Annotated in this window: 14 protein-coding genes; all 14 read right to left on the bottom strand. The window is 51.3% G+C overall.

Going from position 1 to position 17640, the window contains the following annotated elements:
• Window positions 1-12: 12 nt before the first annotated feature.
• Window positions 13-3630: an S-layer homology domain-containing protein gene (locus VK70_RS20315; protein ID WP_025695292.1), complete on the bottom strand. Its 3618-nt coding sequence runs from the start codon at window positions 3628-3630 to the stop codon at window positions 13-15.
• A gap of 194 nt (window positions 3631-3824) precedes the next feature.
• Entirely contained in the window at window positions 3825-4952 is a 1128-nt protein-coding gene (locus tag VK70_RS20320) for a glycosyltransferase family 4 protein (protein WP_025695293.1), read from the bottom strand.
• Window positions 4953-5065: 113 nt separating this feature from the next.
• A complete protein-coding gene (locus tag VK70_RS20325) occupies window positions 5066-5767 on the bottom strand; it encodes a WecB/TagA/CpsF family glycosyltransferase (RefSeq protein WP_081754815.1) in 702 nt (233 codons plus the stop codon).
• Window positions 5768-5830: 63 nt separating this feature from the next.
• Window positions 5831-7021 (bottom strand): polysaccharide pyruvyl transferase CsaB, encoded by a 1191-nt coding sequence (gene csaB / locus VK70_RS20330; RefSeq protein ID WP_025695295.1) that lies wholly within the window; start codon window positions 7019-7021, stop codon window positions 5831-5833.
• The gene (locus VK70_RS20335; RefSeq protein ID WP_025695296.1) at window positions 6997-9063 is read right to left on the bottom strand and encodes a DUF5693 family protein; all 2067 of its coding nucleotides are present in this window, start codon (window positions 9061-9063) and stop codon (window positions 6997-6999) included. The genes csaB and VK70_RS20335 overlap by 25 nt, the downstream gene beginning before the upstream one ends.
• A gap of 178 nt (window positions 9064-9241) precedes the next feature.
• Window positions 9242-10966 carry a phospho-sugar mutase gene (locus VK70_RS20340; protein WP_025695297.1) on the bottom strand — a complete coding sequence of 575 codons (1725 nt, stop codon included), beginning with the start codon at window positions 10964-10966 and terminating at the stop codon, window positions 9242-9244.
• Window positions 10967-10993: 27 nt separating this feature from the next.
• Window positions 10994-11416 carry a 3-hydroxyacyl-ACP dehydratase FabZ gene (gene fabZ, locus VK70_RS20345; RefSeq protein ID WP_025695298.1) on the bottom strand — a complete coding sequence of 141 codons (423 nt, stop codon included), beginning with the start codon at window positions 11414-11416 and terminating at the stop codon, window positions 10994-10996.
• A 283-nt stretch (window positions 11417-11699) separates the two neighbouring features.
• Window positions 11700-11939 (bottom strand): DNA-directed RNA polymerase subunit beta, encoded by a 240-nt coding sequence (locus VK70_RS20350; RefSeq protein WP_046723669.1) that lies wholly within the window; start codon window positions 11937-11939, stop codon window positions 11700-11702.
• Between the two features lie 8 nt (window positions 11940-11947).
• Window positions 11948-12769 carry a flagellar hook-basal body protein gene (locus tag VK70_RS20355; RefSeq protein WP_025695300.1) on the bottom strand — a complete coding sequence of 274 codons (822 nt, stop codon included), beginning with the start codon at window positions 12767-12769 and terminating at the stop codon, window positions 11948-11950.
• Window positions 12770-12781: 12 nt separating this feature from the next.
• Window positions 12782-13654 carry a flagellar hook-basal body protein gene (locus VK70_RS20360; protein ID WP_025695301.1) on the bottom strand — a complete coding sequence of 291 codons (873 nt, stop codon included), beginning with the start codon at window positions 13652-13654 and terminating at the stop codon, window positions 12782-12784.
• Between the two features lie 73 nt (window positions 13655-13727).
• Entirely contained in the window at window positions 13728-14726 is a 999-nt protein-coding gene (mreB, locus tag VK70_RS20365; protein WP_169774235.1) for a rod shape-determining protein MreB, read from the bottom strand.
• A gap of 97 nt (window positions 14727-14823) precedes the next feature.
• On the bottom strand, window positions 14824-15111 hold the full coding sequence (spoIIID, locus tag VK70_RS20370) for a sporulation transcriptional regulator SpoIIID (protein ID WP_025692425.1): 288 nt from the start codon (window positions 15109-15111) through the stop codon (window positions 14824-14826).
• A 324-nt stretch (window positions 15112-15435) separates the two neighbouring features.
• Complete coding sequence (locus tag VK70_RS20375; protein ID WP_025695051.1) at window positions 15436-16194, bottom strand: M23 family metallopeptidase; 759 nt, start codon at window positions 16192-16194, stop codon at window positions 15436-15438.
• Between the two features lie 60 nt (window positions 16195-16254).
• On the bottom strand, window positions 16255-17448 hold the full coding sequence (gene spoIID / locus VK70_RS20380; protein ID WP_082210247.1) for a stage II sporulation protein D: 1194 nt from the start codon (window positions 17446-17448) through the stop codon (window positions 16255-16257).
• Window positions 17449-17640 lie beyond the last annotated feature (192 nt).

The raw sequence follows: 17640 nt of genomic DNA on the forward strand, positions 1-17640 counted from the left end.
GGTAGTTGCAGCTTATAATTTCTTCATTTTAACCATCATGCGCTGTGCCATTACCGCTGCGTCGGCGCGTGTGAAATTCGCCTGCGGGTCAAAGCGGTAAGTCGCCTTCTTCTGACCGGCTACCAGTTTATTGGCAATACCAGAAATAATGCCCGCCTTGTTCACCGCCAAAATGGACGGAATGGAATAAGAAGATTGAATAGAACCCGTGTCCGTGAACAGCTTCTGTAAGGCTGCTCGGTCCTTATCTATGGTACCCAGCTTGAGATTCATGACTCTTGCGATCATTACTGCCGCATCCTCCCTGGATAGCGTAGCATTAGGCGAGAAGAGTCTCGGTGCCGTGCCCTTGATAATTCCTTTACGGACAGCTGTTTCAATATAGCGGTAATCCCAATGATAGTCACTGTATTTGATTACATCAGAGAAAGTTAATTTATCGGGTTCATAATCCAACTGAATACCCATTATTTTGACCAGCATCGTCGCAAATTCTCCACGAGTGATATTTTCATAAACACCGAACTCATTGGAATCCTTTGCGTTCATGATCCCTTTAGCCATCATGGTCTCAAGTTCAGTACGCGCGTACGGATGCGAGACAATATCATCGTAGCTGTAGCGGAGACTCAAGACTGCATAGTAGCCGAAACCATCAAATGTCGCAGTAATTGTCTTGCTGCTTGTATTAATCTTTCCGCCCATGTTATACCAAGTGCCGTCAACATTTTTCCAGACGGAAACATTAGACGTAGCAGCGTTAGCCAGATTTGAATCGTATTTCAGCGTAATAGTTCCCTGCTGAGTCGGTTCAAGCCATTTCCCCATATGACCAAGGTAAAATTCATTCCCGGTCTTGTACGGATGCGAGGAAACCACGGTATCATAATCATTAATAGAAGTATTGTTCACAAAATAACCCGGATCGATCCAGTATAGATTGGACGCATAACCGTAATGCAGCTTGGGAGTCAAATAAGTGGTCGCCAACGAGTTGGCGCTGACTTCTTTCAGCTTACCATCCAGAACATTCCCACTGCTATCGGTTTCTCCTACCGGATTATACTGTTTGACAGTACGTCCATCCTGCTTGTCAGCAATACCCAACAAAATATATTGTTGATTAAAGAGATTGATTTGACGGGTATTGGTTGTTCCTGGGGCCGGCGTCGCATCCCGCAGCAGTGTACCTTTCGGGAAGTTGAGCGTTACAGCATTCTGGAATGCGCTCAGTTTGCCCGATGTATTCAGCGTTGTTTTGAGCTGCGCTCCTTGAAGAACTTCATCCGAATAAGTAACACTAATCGAGCCGTTCGTTTTTTGATTACCTGTAGTAACTGTAAACTTAATAGTATTTAAACCCTTCTTCAAGCCCCTTAATTCTGTACGGAAAATATCATGCTCGCCTTTGACCAATGCCGTCTTGCCAATTACAATGCTGTCTGCACCTTCGGCTTGAATGCTGACATCAAGGAAATTCTGCTTAATCACACTTTCATTCGGGAGCTTGGGTGACAAAATGGTGTATGGCGGTACTTCACGCGTAATTTGCAGCGTCTGAGATACCGTCGAAGTCTGCAGACGTGCGGTTACTGTAATGGTTCGCAGACCGGTTGTCGGAAGACTCTGCCCCCGCAGTGTAAATGTTCCGTTCTCACCTGCAGGTACTGACAAGTTTACAGTTGAAGGAGCATAAGTCCAGGTTGAACCGCTTCTACTCGCTACAACTTTCTGCGTACCGTCTACCATGATGACAATCTGCTCGGCATTGCTGGCCACAAACTGAATATCAGCGCTCGTCTGATTGGTTGTGTACTGAAGATTAGCAGTCTTTACAAACAATTGATCCGGATCGGTCGTCTCGTTAACCGGAAGCGGAACAAGTCCCGCCAGAGACGGCAAATTATCCGGGAACAGATACACGGTTACGCTTGTGGATACCGGTACCCCGTTAGCCAAACCAGTGATGGTGATTTTGTTAGGTCCGGAAACGAGTGCGTTACCCGATGTACTGAAACTAAATTGGTTATCAGAAACGTTCATGGGCAGTGCGCTGGTCGATCCGTTAATCGTAATTTTGGCTGACCCCAAATCCCCTGTAGGAAAATTGACCAGTTGTCCTGTTACGGCTGTGAAGTCATTAGCGTTCTTGAAAACCTGGTTATTATACAGATTCGTTAACTCGATGTATGGGGCGGATACATAATTAACCGTATAAATTTTAGAATCAAGGATATTACCGCTGCCGTCCTTCAAATCAATATGAAGCGTCTGTTCTCCGGTAGGTAGACTATTGATTTGATATACTCTGTAGCCGTCAGGGGTTTTATGAGAAGTCTGGCTGAACGCTGAGCTGATAACCGGGCTCCCATTCTGATACGTCGTAATTGAAAGTTTACTCACAACATTCGAGTCGTCAGTGCTGCTCGTCTTAACAAGCAGCCATAGAGGCATTTGGAACAAACTCGAATTATCACTAAACGCTCCGGAAGACATATAGGTAACAGTGGTATTAGGTGCAGTTCCACTTACACTAGGACTGTAAATCTGCTGTACATCCGTAATATACGCTGTTGCGGAGTTTCGGAAATCAAACTTGACCGGTGTAATGCTTTTGCCGTCATAGCTGCCGTTAAAAATAATGGTGTATGCGCCATTGGCTGAAAGAGCCGGGACAGCCGCATCAGAGGTATAATTAAAGGTAATAAAGCTCCCTGTTGTCGATGGAGTCGATGATACAGTCGCGGTTCCCGTGAACACATCGCTGCTGTTGGTTGTATTGCGAACGGTAAAAGTCAGTGCCGAAAGATTCGGAACACTAGAGGTGTCAGGCACTTTAAACGTGATGGAACCGCTAAGATTTCCACTTGCCGATGTTACCACATTACCGGTATCCACCGCCGTAGTACCAATTTTCGTATTATGAGGCGTACCTGATCCAACCGGAGCATAGATTACTTCGCGCGAAACGGAATAGGTACGTGTGCCGCCATCTGTCGTAGCCACAAAGGTCAGCTTGTTATATCCCACCGAGAGCGGATAATCGGCAATAACAAAAGTAGTGCTGCCGCCATTGTACATTTTAGAGGAGTTAATCATAACCTCAGAAGCGTTCGGCGCTTCAAGTGTCAGTGTCAACCCTGGAGTGTTGACCAGTGTAGGAGTACCCTCGCTCAACTGCTTGCCGTCCGGCAGTGCAATATTATAAATCGCGGGTACGTTGGAGAAATTAACATAGGCCTCGCCGCTGGCAAGACTGCCGTCCGAAGTTACGCCGTAAACCGTAATGCGGTTAAGTCCTTGGCTCAGCTTGACGTTCGGAAATGTAAAGAATTTTTCATTTGTGATATTCGGCTTCACGTCTGCGCCGCTCGCGCCGGGAACTTCCGTTCCATTCACAATACTGTCCACCTTATAATAGATACTGTCCGGGGATACACCATTAAATGTACCCTCAACATCAACTGTACTTGTGTTCACATTGGTTGGAGAGCTTTGGCTCGTACTGAATTTGGTAAAAGTAAAATATTGCCCTACCGCGGCATACGCCGCTCCTGTTGCCGAAAGAGTCGACAGCAAGATTACAGCCGCCAAGATAAAATTGCCTATCGACCTGATTCTTTTTTTCACGTTTGAAACCTCCCACTGCTATTTTGATTTTCGATCCAGGAAGTGACACTTACGCGCTAGTCCACCCTCTTACTTTTTATCGGCCAGTCTCAACCTAATAATTAGCAAATATTTAGCATAAATAAAAAAACCTCATTCCAATGAATGAGGTTCATCACTATATTAAGTTAAAAGCCACGCTGTACTCCGAAAAATCAGGATTTCGATCCCTTCTCCGCGCTCACTTTCATAAACACCCGGGAAAGGAAATTCAGCAGCGGTTTTTTCGTTTGCCCAACCAAGCCAATAATCTCGGCGCCGATCTGCAGAACGAAGAGCATGATACAAATAACTACAAAAGTGACCCAGTTCGCTTCGTACAGAGCGGATGAGGATTGAATGACAGCCAAAATACCGAAAAAGGCAGCAATTCCGTATATGATAAGCACCGTCTGCCGATGGCTGAATCCAAGCTCCCGGAGACAATGATGGAGATGACCTTTGTCCGGAGCAAAAATCGGCTTCTTCTGCAGCTTGCGACGCACAATTGCGAAGAATGTGTCCGAAAGCGGCACACCGATAATAAGCAACGGAGTAATAAAGGAAACGACCGCAATTTGCTTAAACCCGAGAAGCGCCAGCATCGCCAGACAGAATCCGAGGAACAGCGAGCCCGCGTCGCCCATAAAGATTTTGGCCGGATGGAAGTTGAAAAAGAGGAATCCCACAATGCTGCCGAGAAGCAGCAAGCAAAGCATGGCAACCATTACATTTCCCATTAAAAAGGCCATCGTTGCAATAGTAGCTATAGCAATACCCGAAACGCCGGCGGCAAGCCCGTCCAATCCGTCGATCAAATTAACAGCGTTCGTTACGCCAACAATCCAGAAAATCGTAAGCGGGACGGCGATCCAGCTTTCCAGCGATGAATAAGTATTGTTAAAAGGAATATTTACAAAGTCCACGGTAATATTAAAGCCGAACACTACGATACAAGCGGCGGCAATTTGACCGAGCAGCTTTATTTTGGCCGATAGCTCAAATCTGTCGTCAAGGCTGCCAAGGAGCACAATAAGTCCGCCGCCGCTAAGCAGCGCCTTAATGAAATTAACATCCCGAGTGGAAAAATCGTAAGGAACAAACGGCGATATGGCAAGCAGTCCTAACACAAACGCCAGAAAAATGCCCAAACCGCCAAGGCGCGGCATAATTCTCGTGTGCACTTTGCGGGCATTCGGAACGTCCGTGGCGCCAATGGCAAGAGCGAATTTCTTGACAAGCGGCGTCAAGCATAGTGCCAGTCCCATGCAAACGATAAATCCGGCGATGTATATGATTAACATTGGTTCAGTCAACCCCCATTTCTCTACCGCATTGAATTATACTCTGTTCCAAAAACAAATTCCAATTCCGTTTTCAGGCGATTTTCGATATATATTCGGGGAAAAACCGTGTTTTATCTATTATTTGTTACTCTATCTCTTTCCCGCATCACTTTTACTGCGAATTTCGGGAGCGCAAGCATTCTTTTGTATCTCGTCGGCTCTTTAAGAAGACGGTAAAACCACTCCAAACGGAGTTTTTGGAATGCTAGTGGCGCACGCTTCGTTCTGCCGGAAATAACATCAAAGCTTCCGCCGACCCCCATCATGACCGGAATGGCAAGACGTGATTTGTGCTTCGCAATCCAAGGTTCCTGGGTATCCGCGCCGCGGGCGACAAATAAAAGGTCGGGCTCTGTTTCCAAAATCCCGGTGATGACCTCTTCATCCTCCTCCGGACCGAAAAAGCCGTCACGAAATCCGGCGATGATCATTCCCGGATATTGCCTTTGCAGCCGGCTGGCCGTTTCCTGAATTACTTCCGGGGTTGAGCCAAGCAGATACACTCTCCAGTGATAGCTTTCTCCAACTCTCATCAATTCATGTAACAAATCGAACCCTGCCACACGCTCCTTAACGGGGCTTCCGCCGCGTTCGGCTGCCCAAACCACTCCTGTCCCGTCGGGAACAACCAGCTCAGCGGAGGTCATAATATCCATATAGGTCGGATTTTCCAAAGCGGTCATGACCATGATCGGATTCGCTGTTATGACCTGATGCGGCGTCCTGGAACGAACGGCTTCAATTAAATAGGAGACCGTTTCCTTCATATCCATTTTGGACACCGGTATACCGAAAATGGTTACCGTAGGCAAAGCGCCTGCGTCTTTCACTGTAGATCACCCTTTATGCCGTAAATATTCAACAATTTGCCGAGCGGGAGCTTCCGCTTCGAAGATTAATGAGTCAATCAGCGTTTCCTTTTCCCGCCGCCAGACCTCCCCATCCTTTAAGAGCCGGATTATTTCCTTTCCAAGTGCTGCACTGTCCAAGGAAGCCGTTGTGCCGACGGGGAGGCAGTTGATGCGGTCTAAAAAGTGGTCAATCTTAGGATCATACGATATCCCGATTAGCGGCACGCGGCGTCCTGCGGCGTAAATAAGACTGTGCAGCCGCATTCCGAGCAGCACACTGCATGCTCCAACTTCCCTCAGCATCTTCTGCGGATGATCGGCGTCTTCGCAAAGGCTAACGACACTCCCGGTAGCAGCGATGTCGCCCCCAAGCTTGTCCATACAATACTGCGACGCTTCCGTGTCGGAGGGAAGATGGAACGGCAGAAACCTCAGATGGACCGGAAGGGCGCGGCAGACCTGCCGCAAGCCCTCTACGATGGCATCCAGCTCCCGGCGGTCCTTCTCCCAATAGCGAACGGAAATGCCGACGACCGGAAGATCCGGGCTTACAGAGCCTGAATTAGTGACAGATACGGGTTCAGCTCCGTACGTCTCAGCAGGTTGTCCCACTAAATCGCTGCCGGCAGCCATTTCCTCGGGCAAGGTCAGGCCCATCACAGGATCAGGAACGACATGCACATCAGACTGGCGAAGCCCCATAGTCATAAGCAGCTGCCTGGATTGTTCGTCACGCACGGATACGTAGGCGCATTTACGGAATACCGATTTGATCATAGGATGGAACCATCTCCGCTGCACCGGTCCGATTCCTTGCGCATATACGAATGTCGGCTTACCCATCCATTGGGCAAGCTTGATAACACCGAGATAATACGGAATGGATTTGGCGCTGGTTACATCCTGCAGCAGGCTCCCTCCACCGCTGATTAGCCCCGCGCTCTCTCTGATGACCCGGCAGACATCAGCCAGCTTCATACGGTGGACGGCTTCGACGCCGTAGGTGGCGGAGGTCCATTCCGGATCGATGGACAACACTATCGGTTCAATGGCAATGCCCAAAAGCTCGGATTGGCGCTTTAGAGCATTAAGAATGGATTGAAGCACCGCTTCATCACCACTGTTGCGGAAGCCATAGTAACCGGATAACACTATTTTTTGAGCAGGGGCGACCATCGTTTCCAACATCCTTCCACAATTTGCCACACGATTACCGCAATCACACCCAGGATGAGCCCCAGCCCAAGTCCCAATAGACCACGGACAAGCGAAATCAGAACAGGCGAGTGAATATGGGCGAACGTATCCACCATCGATAATTGGCCAATAACGGCGACTATCATGAGATAGGCTGCATTCCGATATTTAAGAGCCAGGAAGACGCCAAGAATAAACAATGGATGAGCGAGCATAAACTCCTTGCTGCGCGGACGAACGCCGAAGGTACTTTCCATGAAGTTTCGGAATACCAGTTCATAAGAGCTTGCGGTGCCGCTGTTGCCGGTGCGGCTTAAATAGTACAACCCGACCACGCCAAGCACCGCAGCCGCAATAACCATCGCCAGCGTGACTGGTGTTCTTAGAAGCTTACCCGTTTTATTAAGAGCAAAATCACCACGGTATAGGAGCACATAAACGGCCACCAGCCCGATCGGCGCAATATGCAGCAGACTGACGCCGCGGAACTGGTTCAGTACCAGACTGTAAGTAATATTATTCAGCAGCGCGATCACGAATGGCACCGCACTGAGCGAGATGACAGACGTCCTTACGTACAAAGCAAGACTTTGGATCAGGCGGCGCTGCGGGTTCATAGGTGCGGAGCCCGAAAAACCTCCCGAAGCGGCAGCATTGTCCTTTCCGGCGGTCGTCAGCTGTGGACCCCACTTATTGATTTTACGGACCGCGAGAACCGTAGCAACTGTAGGTGCGCTGATGGCTACCGCTAACGCGAGCGCCTGCTCAAACAGCGTAGGTTTCACCAGCAGCAGTCCCGCGCTTCCGACCAGACCAAGCACCCATGCGAGCAGCGTCAGCCATGGAATGAAGTAGGAAATCGTCAGCGCAACCATTGCCACGGCTCCAATAACGGCGACCAGCTTGAAATAACGCTGGAATGGCGAATCAACGACATCAAAAGCGGTAGCCTGACCTAACGTAAAGCCGTTCTCCTTGATCTTCTCTACTGCTCCGCCCGGCTCACTCAAGCTGGTAATCAAATTCTCCAAAGAATCGTCGATCTGCGCCTTGTCAGTATTTCTCGTCGGTGCGGTATTCAGGTAGAGCATGCGGATTTTGCGGTCCTTTGTGGCAAGCGCGAAGCGGTCGATAATAACATCCGGCTTCAGCGTTGAGTCCTTCTCACTTAGCGAATACAGCCGGACTACATTGTAATCAAGCATATAGGCGAGCTTGTTGAACCCTTTTTGCTGCTGTTTGAGATTCTCAATGGTCGCTATGCCAATACCATGCTGTCTCAGCAGCTCAGCGAAGGAATTAAGGCTATTTTTATCCTCGTTATCGTTGAATCCTTTGACCGAATCGCCCTCAAACAGGATGCGTTTAACATTAAGGCTTTCAAATCGTTCGATCAACTGCTTCATCGCTTCTTCATTATAAGGAAGTGTATCCACAAGACGGGGGACGATTTGAAATCCCTTGTTATGCAAACTGGTAAGTACAGCCTCGTCCGGAGCCATTGGCTTCAGGAGCGCATCCTCCAGCGGAGTCTTTATGATCAAACCTTGCTGCCCGCGAAAGCTCCAGTCTTCCGTCGCAATTCCAAGGCTGCCAAACGTACTCTGGATTGTGGGCTTGAGCTCATCACTGTTAGCTTTGCTAGTAAAAAGCACATACGTATAATTTTCGTTCTCCGGTATGACGCCGTCCGTTAAGTTGGCAATATCCTGAGCGCCCCATAACATAACGCGGCGGGCTTTGCGGTAATCCCCGAGCGTACTTTCATATACAGCCATACTCTGTACGCCGGCTTCTTTAAGCCGATCCAATTGCTGGGATATATAGTCCTGCGGATTGGCCCGGTAGCTTGCGGCATCCACAAGATCCCGGTAGTCGAACACGATCTCCACCGTCTTGGATGATTTCTCTGTCTGCAGACGGTCGTAGACGACCGGTAAAGCCGCAATCAGGCCCATCACCACGATAATCCATAGCCACTTTCGGGAATTTAAGTTCCAATGCTGCCATTTTTGCTGCACCAAAAGCTCCTCCTCTTTACATAACGAATCTCCATTACAAAAGACAACCCCACAAAGTGAGGACTTGGCTTCGAAGCCTGCTCAGGTACTTTGCGGGGTCCCCGAAAAAAGAAACGGCTTCGCCCTCCATATGGAAGGGCAGCACCCGTTTCCCGTAAAAGAGATTCAAATCATCCTGTTAATTGCTGCCGCCGTCGACTCTCCCCATAACTTCCCGGGTAAGTGCGGCAATCTTAGATTTGGCATCTTCAAGTGACTCACCGCGTACGGCAAAATACACTTTGATCTTAGGCTCAGTGCCCGAAGGACGCAGGCAGAACCAGGAACCGTCGGCGAGCAAATATTTTAGCACATTCTCCTTCGGAAGCCCAGCCAAACCAAGAGAGTAATCCTGCACTTCGCTTACGGTAATGCCCGCGATTTCCTGCGGCGGGCTTTGCCGCCAATCACTCATGATGCCCTGGATTTGGGCAACCCCGTCTTTGCCTTTGAGTGTACGGGATTCCAAGCTTTCGAGGAAATAGCCGAACTGCTCATACAGCTCTTGAAGCACCTCGTAGAGGGTCTTTCCTTGAGCTTTGTAATAGGCGCCTGCTTCTGCGATCAGCATCGAAGCCAGCACGGCATCCTTGTCCCGGGCATAGTTGCCGGCAAGATAGCCATAGCTTTCCTCATAGCCAAACAGATATGTGTAATCGCCTGAGGCTTCGAACTGGGTCATTTTTTCACCGATATATTTGAAGCCCGTCAGCGTGTTAAACACGGTCGCTCCGTAGTGGCTGGCGACGGCAGCGCCCATCTCACTGGTCACGATCGTCTTGACTACGGCGCCATTGCTTGGCAGCTTGCCCAGTTCCTGCAGCCGGCTCAGATAGTAGTGGATCATCAATGCGCCGGACTGGTTCCCCGACAGCACGACGAATTTGCCCTCATGGTCGCGTACGACGGCGCCCATCCGGTCCGCGTCCGGATCTGTACCGATGAGCAGATCAGCACCTAATTCCTCGCCAAGCTTTATCGCCAGCGTAAAGGCTTCCCGCTCTTCCGGATTCGGCGATTTCACCGTGGAGAATTCGGAATCCGGCTGTTCCTGCTCCGGCACGACAAGCACATCGGTGAAACCGATCTTTTTCAATACGCTGCGCACCGGCAGATTGCCTGTTCCATGCAGCGGCGTATAAACGATTTTGAATTTACTTCCAAGGCCCCCGGCGATTTCCGACCGGCCGACACTGACTGCCGCCACCGTATCGGTATAGGCCTCGTCTTCCTTCTCGCCCAGCCAATGCAGGAGCCCGGCAGCTTTCGCTTCTTCTTTAACGGCGCGCTTGACCGCGCTGAAGGAATCTACTTTGAATATGTAGTTGATCACCTTCTCAGCTTCATCCGGTACAAGCTGACCGCCTTGAGCATTGTATACTTTGTACCCGTTATATTCCGGAGGATTATGACTCGCCGTAATGACGACACCGCCTGTTGCTCCCAAATGGCGAACACTGAAAGACAGCTGCGGCGTAGAGCGAAGGGAAGGATATAAATAGGCTTCAATCCCGTTGCCGGCCAGAACCAGTGCCGTTTCCAGCGCAAACTCCGGGGAGAATCGGCGGGAATCATGAGCAATAACGACAGATGGCCGGCCTTCGCCCTTATGCTGGTCCAAAATAAAATTAGCAAAACCCTGGGTCGCTCTTGCAATGGTGTACCGGTTCATCCGGTTACTGCCTGCGCCGATTACGCCGCGCAAACCGCCTGTCCCAAATTCCAAATCCCGGTAGAAGCGTTCTTCAAGCTCCTGCGGATCATTGTTCAGTCCGCGAAGCTCCTGCTTGGTGGTCTCGTCTACGGATGGGTCTTGCAGCCAGCGTTCCAGGGTTTCTGCAGCTTTTGGACTCAATTGGGTCATAGAAAATCTCTCCTTCTCAGGTATGATTTAATTAAGCGCAAACATTATTTCGCCTTCGGCCACAACCTTGTCTTCGACTTTAGCAACAGCTTTTCCTTTGCCAATGCTTCCTTTAAGCCGCGTAATCTCCACTTCCAGCTTAAGGGTGTCTCCCGGCACAACCTGTCCGCGGAAACGGAACCCGTCCAACCCCGCCAAAAAGCCGATCTTGCCGCGGTTGGCTTCAACCCCTAAAATCGCTGCTGCCCCAACCTGCGCGAGAGCCTCGGTAATCAGTACACCAGGCATAACGGGGTAGCCTGGAAAGTGCCCTGTAAAAAAGGGCTCGTTCACCGTGACATTTTTAATGCCTACCGCCCGTTTCCCCATTTCGATTTCGATAATTTTGTCCACCAGCAGGAAAGGCGGACGATGGGGGATAATTTCCTGAATTTGATTGACATCCAGCATATGGCTTGCTCCTTCCAGTTCGAGAGAAAGGCCTCGAAAAAACAGCCCCTCGCTATAAAAGCACTTTATTTTTGCCGGAGTGCATAAATATAGATGCTTTTGGCAAAAACTATACTTATCCTTCACCGGCTGCAGAAGTGGAGGTTGAGATAAGGGGCTTCTCCCGCTGTAAAGCGGAGAGGGCCCTTTTTGATCTCGAAAGCCCCCCATCATTATACATTTTCCAGTATAAAAAAGAAAACTCCCTCATACAAGGGAGTTTCGCATAGCGGTTCTTGCGCCATTATGGGGCAAAGACCAGATCGTATACATGCTTCCACGTGCTCCAGTGAAACACATCGCTCAGTTCCTTTTTGCCGAGGACAACGTAGCCCACTGCCAAACCGCCGCCAAGGGCAAGCAGCAGCAGCAAAGGAATCAGAAACCACCTAACGACTGTCCATTTCGATCGTTTGCGCTTGATCGGCACGTTATCTTCTGTCAGTTGTTCTTGTGTCAAACGATCTTCTTTCTGACGGCTCATCGCTTCACCTACCCGCGCATGTTATTTGCCAGGCCAAGCATTTGATCGCTGGAGGAAAAAGCCCGGGCGACAAGCTGATACGTCCGCTGAATCTGCATCATCTCCGTCATTTCCTTGTTCAGATCAACGTTGGACTGCTCAAGCCAGCCGGAGCGTACCGCCACTTCGCGGCGCTCGCCCGCCGTCCGCTGCACGAAGGCTTGTCCAGCCGTCACACCGTCCTTAAGGACAAATCTTCCGCCGTCAACTGCCTGAAGCACCTCGCTGTTCTTCGGTTCCACAAGCATCAGCCGGCCAGCGACTGTCGGCTGATCGTTCTCATTCCTCTTCATCAGGACGGCTCCGGTCTCATCAAAGGCTACGCTTACTCCGGCCGGTACGGTCAGCGGGTTGCCCTGCGCGTTCAGCACCGGATGGTTCTCATTGTCCACCAATATCATTTTACCCTGATTCGCTGTATCAGGCGTGAAATGAAAATCGCCCTGACGCGTATAGGAAGTGACGCCATTAACCTGTACAGCGAACAACCCGCTGCCCTGCAGCGCCAAATCGCCGGCATTGCCAGTCTCCTTAAGCGCTCCCTGTTCCCAACTGGTAGTAACCTGGGGAATCCGCATCCCAAAGCCGATATCAAAGCCCAAAGGCATGCTGCGCCCCTCAAGCTTATACTCCCTCGACTGCTGCTGTACCCGGGTCAGCACATCTTCAAAGGCTCCGTCTTTGCTCTTGTAGCCTGCCGTATTAATATTGGCAATATTATCGGCGATAAGATCAAGGCGCTGCTGGAGACTGACCATCGAGACGGCCGCGCCGATTGTCGAATTGTTCATCGGTCATCCCTCCTATACTCTGCCGACATCATTTACAGCCTTTTGCAAGCTGCTGTCGTAGAATTGGATCACTTTCTGGTTCGCTTCATACGCCCGGTAAGCCGCGTTCAAATCGACGGTAACCTGCGTTACATCCACATTGGAGCCTTCAATATATCCCTGGCGGACCTGCATATTATCTCCCGCAGCCGCATACCGGATTCCCGCCGCCTGCGGATCTTCTACGTGGAATACGCCATTGCCGTCACGCACCAGGTTCTGCGGCTTGGTCACAATGCTGATTCCAAGACGGACGCCGGTTTGAGCGCCGGTTGCATTAAGAAGATTGCCTTCCGCATCAACCTTGAGGTTGTCCACCGTACCGTTTAACACTACCGGTCTGCCATCGGCGCCAAGCACCTTATATCCTCCGGAACTCAGCAGTTCACCGGCAGGACTTACAGTAAAGCCGCCGTTGCGCGTAAAAAGTGTATTTCCATCATTATCCTGAACGGTGAAAAAAGCCTGCGGCTGGTGAATAATCTCACCAGTATCACTTATATACTTACCCGATGCGTCAAAAGGTATATTGGCGCCCGTTGCGGGATCAGCCAGACGCAAGTCGGCCGATAGCGCAAAATCGGTTGTCTTGCCGCTTTCGACCAGATCGCCTTGCACAAATTTGGACATCGACTGCTCGGCGAATACCCCTGTGTTTATTCTGCCAACCGGCTTCACCATCCCGCCCTGCATGGCGGAGATCAGCACATTCGGAAATGAATGGTTGATGCTTTCAACCTGCTTATACCCTGTCGTATTCAGATTGGCGATATTTTGCGTTGCCGTGTCATGTCTGCGTTGCTCCGTAACCATACCGGCAGCAGCCGTATATAAACCTCTTATCATAAAGGCTTTTCCCCTTCCTAAACCGCAGAAGTCTGAACTCCAACTTACAAACCTTTATTTATATATCGGCTGCTCAGAACTTTTTCTTAACTACCTTGTCCAAATGATCCAGCAAAATGCCCGTTCCTTTCACGACGCAGTGCATCGGGTCTTCCGCCACCCATACGGGCACATGCAGCTCTTCGGAGAGCAGCTCGCTCAGTCCGCTCAGCAGCGCTCCTCCTCCGGTCAGCACGACGCCGCGGTCAATGATATCAGCCGACAGCTCCGGAGGCGTCCGTTCCAATACCGTCTTCGCCGCAGCCACAATGGACGACACCGGGTCCCAAAGCGCCTCCCGCGCTTCGATCGAGGTGATCGTCAGGGTCTGCGGAAGCCCGCTTACCATATCACGGCCGCGAATATCCATTTCGGCCTGTATGCCGCCAGGACGCACATTCCCGATGGCCAGCTTGATATCTTCAGCCGTCCGTTCACCGATGAGCAGTTTATATTTCTGCTTGATATATTTTAAAATGGATTCGTCGAACTTGTCCCCCGCCACTTTGATGGAGGAGGCGGTAACGACGTCGCCCATGGACAATACGGCTACATCCGTCGTTCCGCCGCCGATGTCGACGACCATATTTCCGCTAGGTTGATAAATATCCATGCCCGCTCCGATTGCTGCGGCCTTCGGCTCCTCTTCCATGAAGACTTCCTTCGCCCCGCTGCGCTCCGCCGCTTCACGGATCGATTTCTGTTCGACAGAGGTAATATTCGTAGGGGCGCAGATCAAAATGCGAGGACGCGCATACCAGGTACGGCCTCCCACGCGGTCGATGAAGTATTTCAGCATCGTCTCCGTAATTTCAAAATCGGCGATAACGCCGTCCCGGAGCGGACGAATCGTTGAGATGTTTCCCGGGGTGCGGCCGACCATACGGCGCGCCTGTTCTCCCACCGCAAGGACCTTCTTCGTGTCGCTTTCAAGCGTGACCACGGAAGGTTCATCCAGAACGACTCCTTTTCCTTTAACATGAATCAGCACATTGGCTGTGCCGAGATCGATTCCGATGTCCTTGCTAAGCATAATGAAAGAGCCCCCAAAGTAATTATTTTAGATGAGAGAGATGAGTTAGTACCAAATTTAAAATTACCATACTTTAGGGGAAGACTTCAATGATATTTTATGGTTTTATCGCTACGGCCACCTCCCGCTTCTTCCCCGTGTTTTTCTTATATTTGATTTTTGTGGCCTCGCCCCCCCGGAGATGACGGATGGATTTGTGGTATTCAAGAATGTGCTTCACCTGATCAGCCAGATCAGGATTGATTTCCGGCAACCGCTCGGTTAAATCTTTATGCACCGTGCTTTTGGAAACGCCGAATTCTTTGGCTATGGTCCGGACCGTATGCCTGGTTTCCACGATGCAGCGTCCGATTTTGATGGTGCGTTCCTTGATGTAATCGTGCACGCTCCCGCCTCCCAACTGTGGATAGTTTGGTACATTATATGAGTGGCGGGCCTATATATTCGCGCTTTAGCGGGATGACAAGCCGGGGCAGGCTCATTTTATTTGCGGGACAACCGTAAAATAGCCCTAGAAAGCAGGGACTATGCTCCTATGCCGGAAGACGTAACATTAAGAAGAAACGCCTAACGGCGTCTTTTTAAGACGCAGGTACGTTTCTCGTAAAAATATAAGACCAAACGATAAGCGCGAAGCTTATAAAGTCTTATATTTGAAAAAAACAGGAGGACGAGCGTCCCCCTGTCTTGCGTTAAACTATGATCTTGCTTATTTATTTTGTGCTTTTTGCGGAAGCAGTTCCGCAGGATTGACGGGCTTACCGTCCTGGTGCACCTCAAAATGCAAGTGGTTGCCCAGATCCTTCTCGATTTCATTGCGACCGGCTGCAGCGATCGTGTCACCCTGCTTCACCTGATCGCCCTGCTTCACTTTGGCTTCGCCGAGACTTTGGTAGACCGTCTTCAGGCTGCCTTGGGTCACCTCAATCACTGTGCCGAGCGTAGCCACGTCTTCAACCCGGGTTACTTCGCCGCTGATAGCCGCCTTAACGTCAAATGTCTTCTTGTCTTCGCGGGCAAAATCGATGCCGGTATTGGGCGTAAAGGTATCGCCGTTCTGCACCATAGCCTCGACGTGATTCTGTTCCGTGCCATTCTCGTCATAGTACGGCTTGACGACTTGCACATCGCTTGGGTTGGCCACTGGCCAAGCCAGGCTCTCCGCCGAAGCGGTAACCTCCAGCGCATTCGGATCTTTTCCTGCATCCGCAGCCCCGGCCGTATCGCCGGAACCTCCGACATCCTCAGAGACAACGGCGGCGGTGTCTGTCGAAAGCGGCTTTTGGCCGGCATCCTGATAGACCCACACCAAGGTTAGTATAATTGCCGCTGCCGCTGTATAGACTGCCGGAAATACCCAACGTTTAGAGAACAGTTTGTTCAACGAAGAAGGCTGGCTGCCGGCTTCTCCCGGTTTGGTTTTGAGAGAATCCTCATTGGACGGTTTGTTTTTGTCTTGTTCATTCATTTGCTATCACCTCAGTAACCAGTGTTACCGGGCGATTCGCTTTTATACGTTTCTTTCACTTTATTTTTTCAAAAGAGTTGAGACTTGCGTAAACGATATTCCGCTGTAATAGTGTTTGAGAATCTGCGTTGCCGTGTTGCCCTGCTTCGCCATTCCATTCGCTCCCCATTGGCTCATGCCGACGCCGTGACCGCTGCCATAGGTGGTAATGGCAATCTTGCCGTTACCCATCGTCCAAGTGAACTGGCTGGAGCGCAGCCCGAGCTTCTCCCGCACTTCGCGTCCCGTAAATACCTGGCCGTCAATCGAAATCTCTTTAACCCGGTGGCCTGCGGTAACGGACAGCACCTCTATCCGCGGCGCGTCCGTGAAGGTTCGTTCTGCGGAGACCGGCATGACCTTGCCCGCCGCAGCGCCCGAAGGGGCGAATACTTTCTGCGCGCCTGGTCCGAAGCCCCCCTTGATTCCCAGCTTCGCTTTCAACTCGGAAACGCTGAAGGTCGCGGTAACCTTAAGCCCCGGCGTTACTTCCTTGTCCCAGGGACTCGCCACGCTGCGTAAGTAAGGAACGGCCGCCTTCCAATAATCCTCCGAGTTCTCCGTGTACCCTCCGCTCGAGGCGAAAAAAGAGGCCGTAATCGGCTCTCCCTTGTACGTCATCACGATGCCGCGCGTCTCCAAGGCGGCTTGACGGAGCTTGGCCAGGTCGGCGCTGCGGCCGGCCTGCGCCCAGTCCCGCTGCAGCACAGCGGACGAGACGTAAGCCTGATGGCTTACGGTGTCGGTCACATCCGCGGCCGCTGCGGGAACCCCGCTTCTGTCGCCGGCCAGCAGGCGGCGGACGATAAAGGTGCGGGCCGCGACGGCCTGCGCTTTGAGCGCTTCGAGCTCAAAGCCGGACGGCATTTCGGCCGCGATCACGCCGGTGACGTAGTCCTCCAGCGGCAGGGTCTCGATTTGTCGGGTGCGCGACAAATACACGGACACCTTCGGCTGCGGGGCTTCCGCCGCAGCCGGTTCCGGCGCCGCCGGAGCGGCGGTGCGCTGCGGCGCGTTCGGCGCAGCCGGCGGCGCCGGGTCGTGCTGGCGCTGCTGCACGACCGCAAGCGGCAGCAGCAGCGCCGCCAGCAGCGGCGCTGCCAGCCAGGCGGCGGGCACAAGCCGCCCGGTCCACACGCGGGCCGATAGCTTGAATCTCCGGCGCCCGGGTCTCCACCGCGCCGCTCTGCGGCGCCAAAGGCGGAAATCTTTCATCTCTTCCGTCTCCCTTCTCGTTTGTCCTCATACTTCATATTATGAGTCTCGGACAATTGCTAGAACGAAGCATTCGAGAGAAAGAAGAGTTATATCCATGGCAGAGACTTAGGCAGAGACTTAAGCAGTGGCCTAAACATAATAAAGAGACCCGGCCGCAACGGACAGGTCTTTTCTCATTGTAATCTTCAA

The organism is Paenibacillus durus ATCC 35681 (genome assembly GCF_000993825.1).
Lineage (GTDB): Bacteria > Bacillota > Bacilli > Paenibacillales > Paenibacillaceae > Paenibacillus_AQ > Paenibacillus_AQ durus_B.

Bases quoted from the DNA above. Each gene is read 5' to 3' on its own strand.
- VK70_RS20320 (WP_025695293.1), bottom strand. From the start codon at position 4,952: ATGTTAATCATATACATCGCCGGATTTATCGTTTGCATGGGACTGGCA.
- VK70_RS20325 (WP_081754815.1), bottom strand. From the start codon at position 5,767: ATGGATATGAAGGAAACGGTCTCCTATTTAATTGAAGCCGTTCGTTCC.
- csaB (WP_025695295.1), bottom strand. From the start codon at position 7,021: ATGGTCGCCCCTGCTCAAAAAATAGTGTTATCCGGTTACTATGGCTTC.
- VK70_RS20340 (WP_025695297.1), bottom strand. From the start codon at position 10,966: ATGACCCAATTGAGTCCAAAAGCTGCAGAAACCCTGGAACGCTGGCTG.
- fabZ (WP_025695298.1), bottom strand. From the start codon at position 11,416: ATGCTGGATGTCAATCAAATTCAGGAAATTATCCCCCATCGTCCGCCT.
- VK70_RS20350 (WP_046723669.1), bottom strand. From the start codon at position 11,939: ATGAGCCGTCAGAAAGAAGATCGTTTGACACAAGAACAACTGACAGAA.
- VK70_RS20355 (WP_025695300.1), bottom strand. From the start codon at position 12,769: ATGAACAATTCGACAATCGGCGCGGCCGTCTCGATGGTCAGTCTCCAG.
- VK70_RS20360 (WP_025695301.1), bottom strand. From the start codon at position 13,654: ATGATAAGAGGTTTATATACGGCTGCTGCCGGTATGGTTACGGAGCAA.
- mreB (WP_169774235.1), bottom strand. From the start codon at position 14,726: ATGCTTAGCAAGGACATCGGAATCGATCTCGGCACAGCCAATGTGCTG.
- VK70_RS20375 (WP_025695051.1), bottom strand. From the start codon at position 16,194: ATGAATGAACAAGACAAAAACAAACCGTCCAATGAGGATTCTCTCAAA.
- spoIID (WP_082210247.1), bottom strand. From the start codon at position 17,448: ATGAAAGATTTCCGCCTTTGGCGCCGCAGAGCGGCGCGGTGGAGACCC.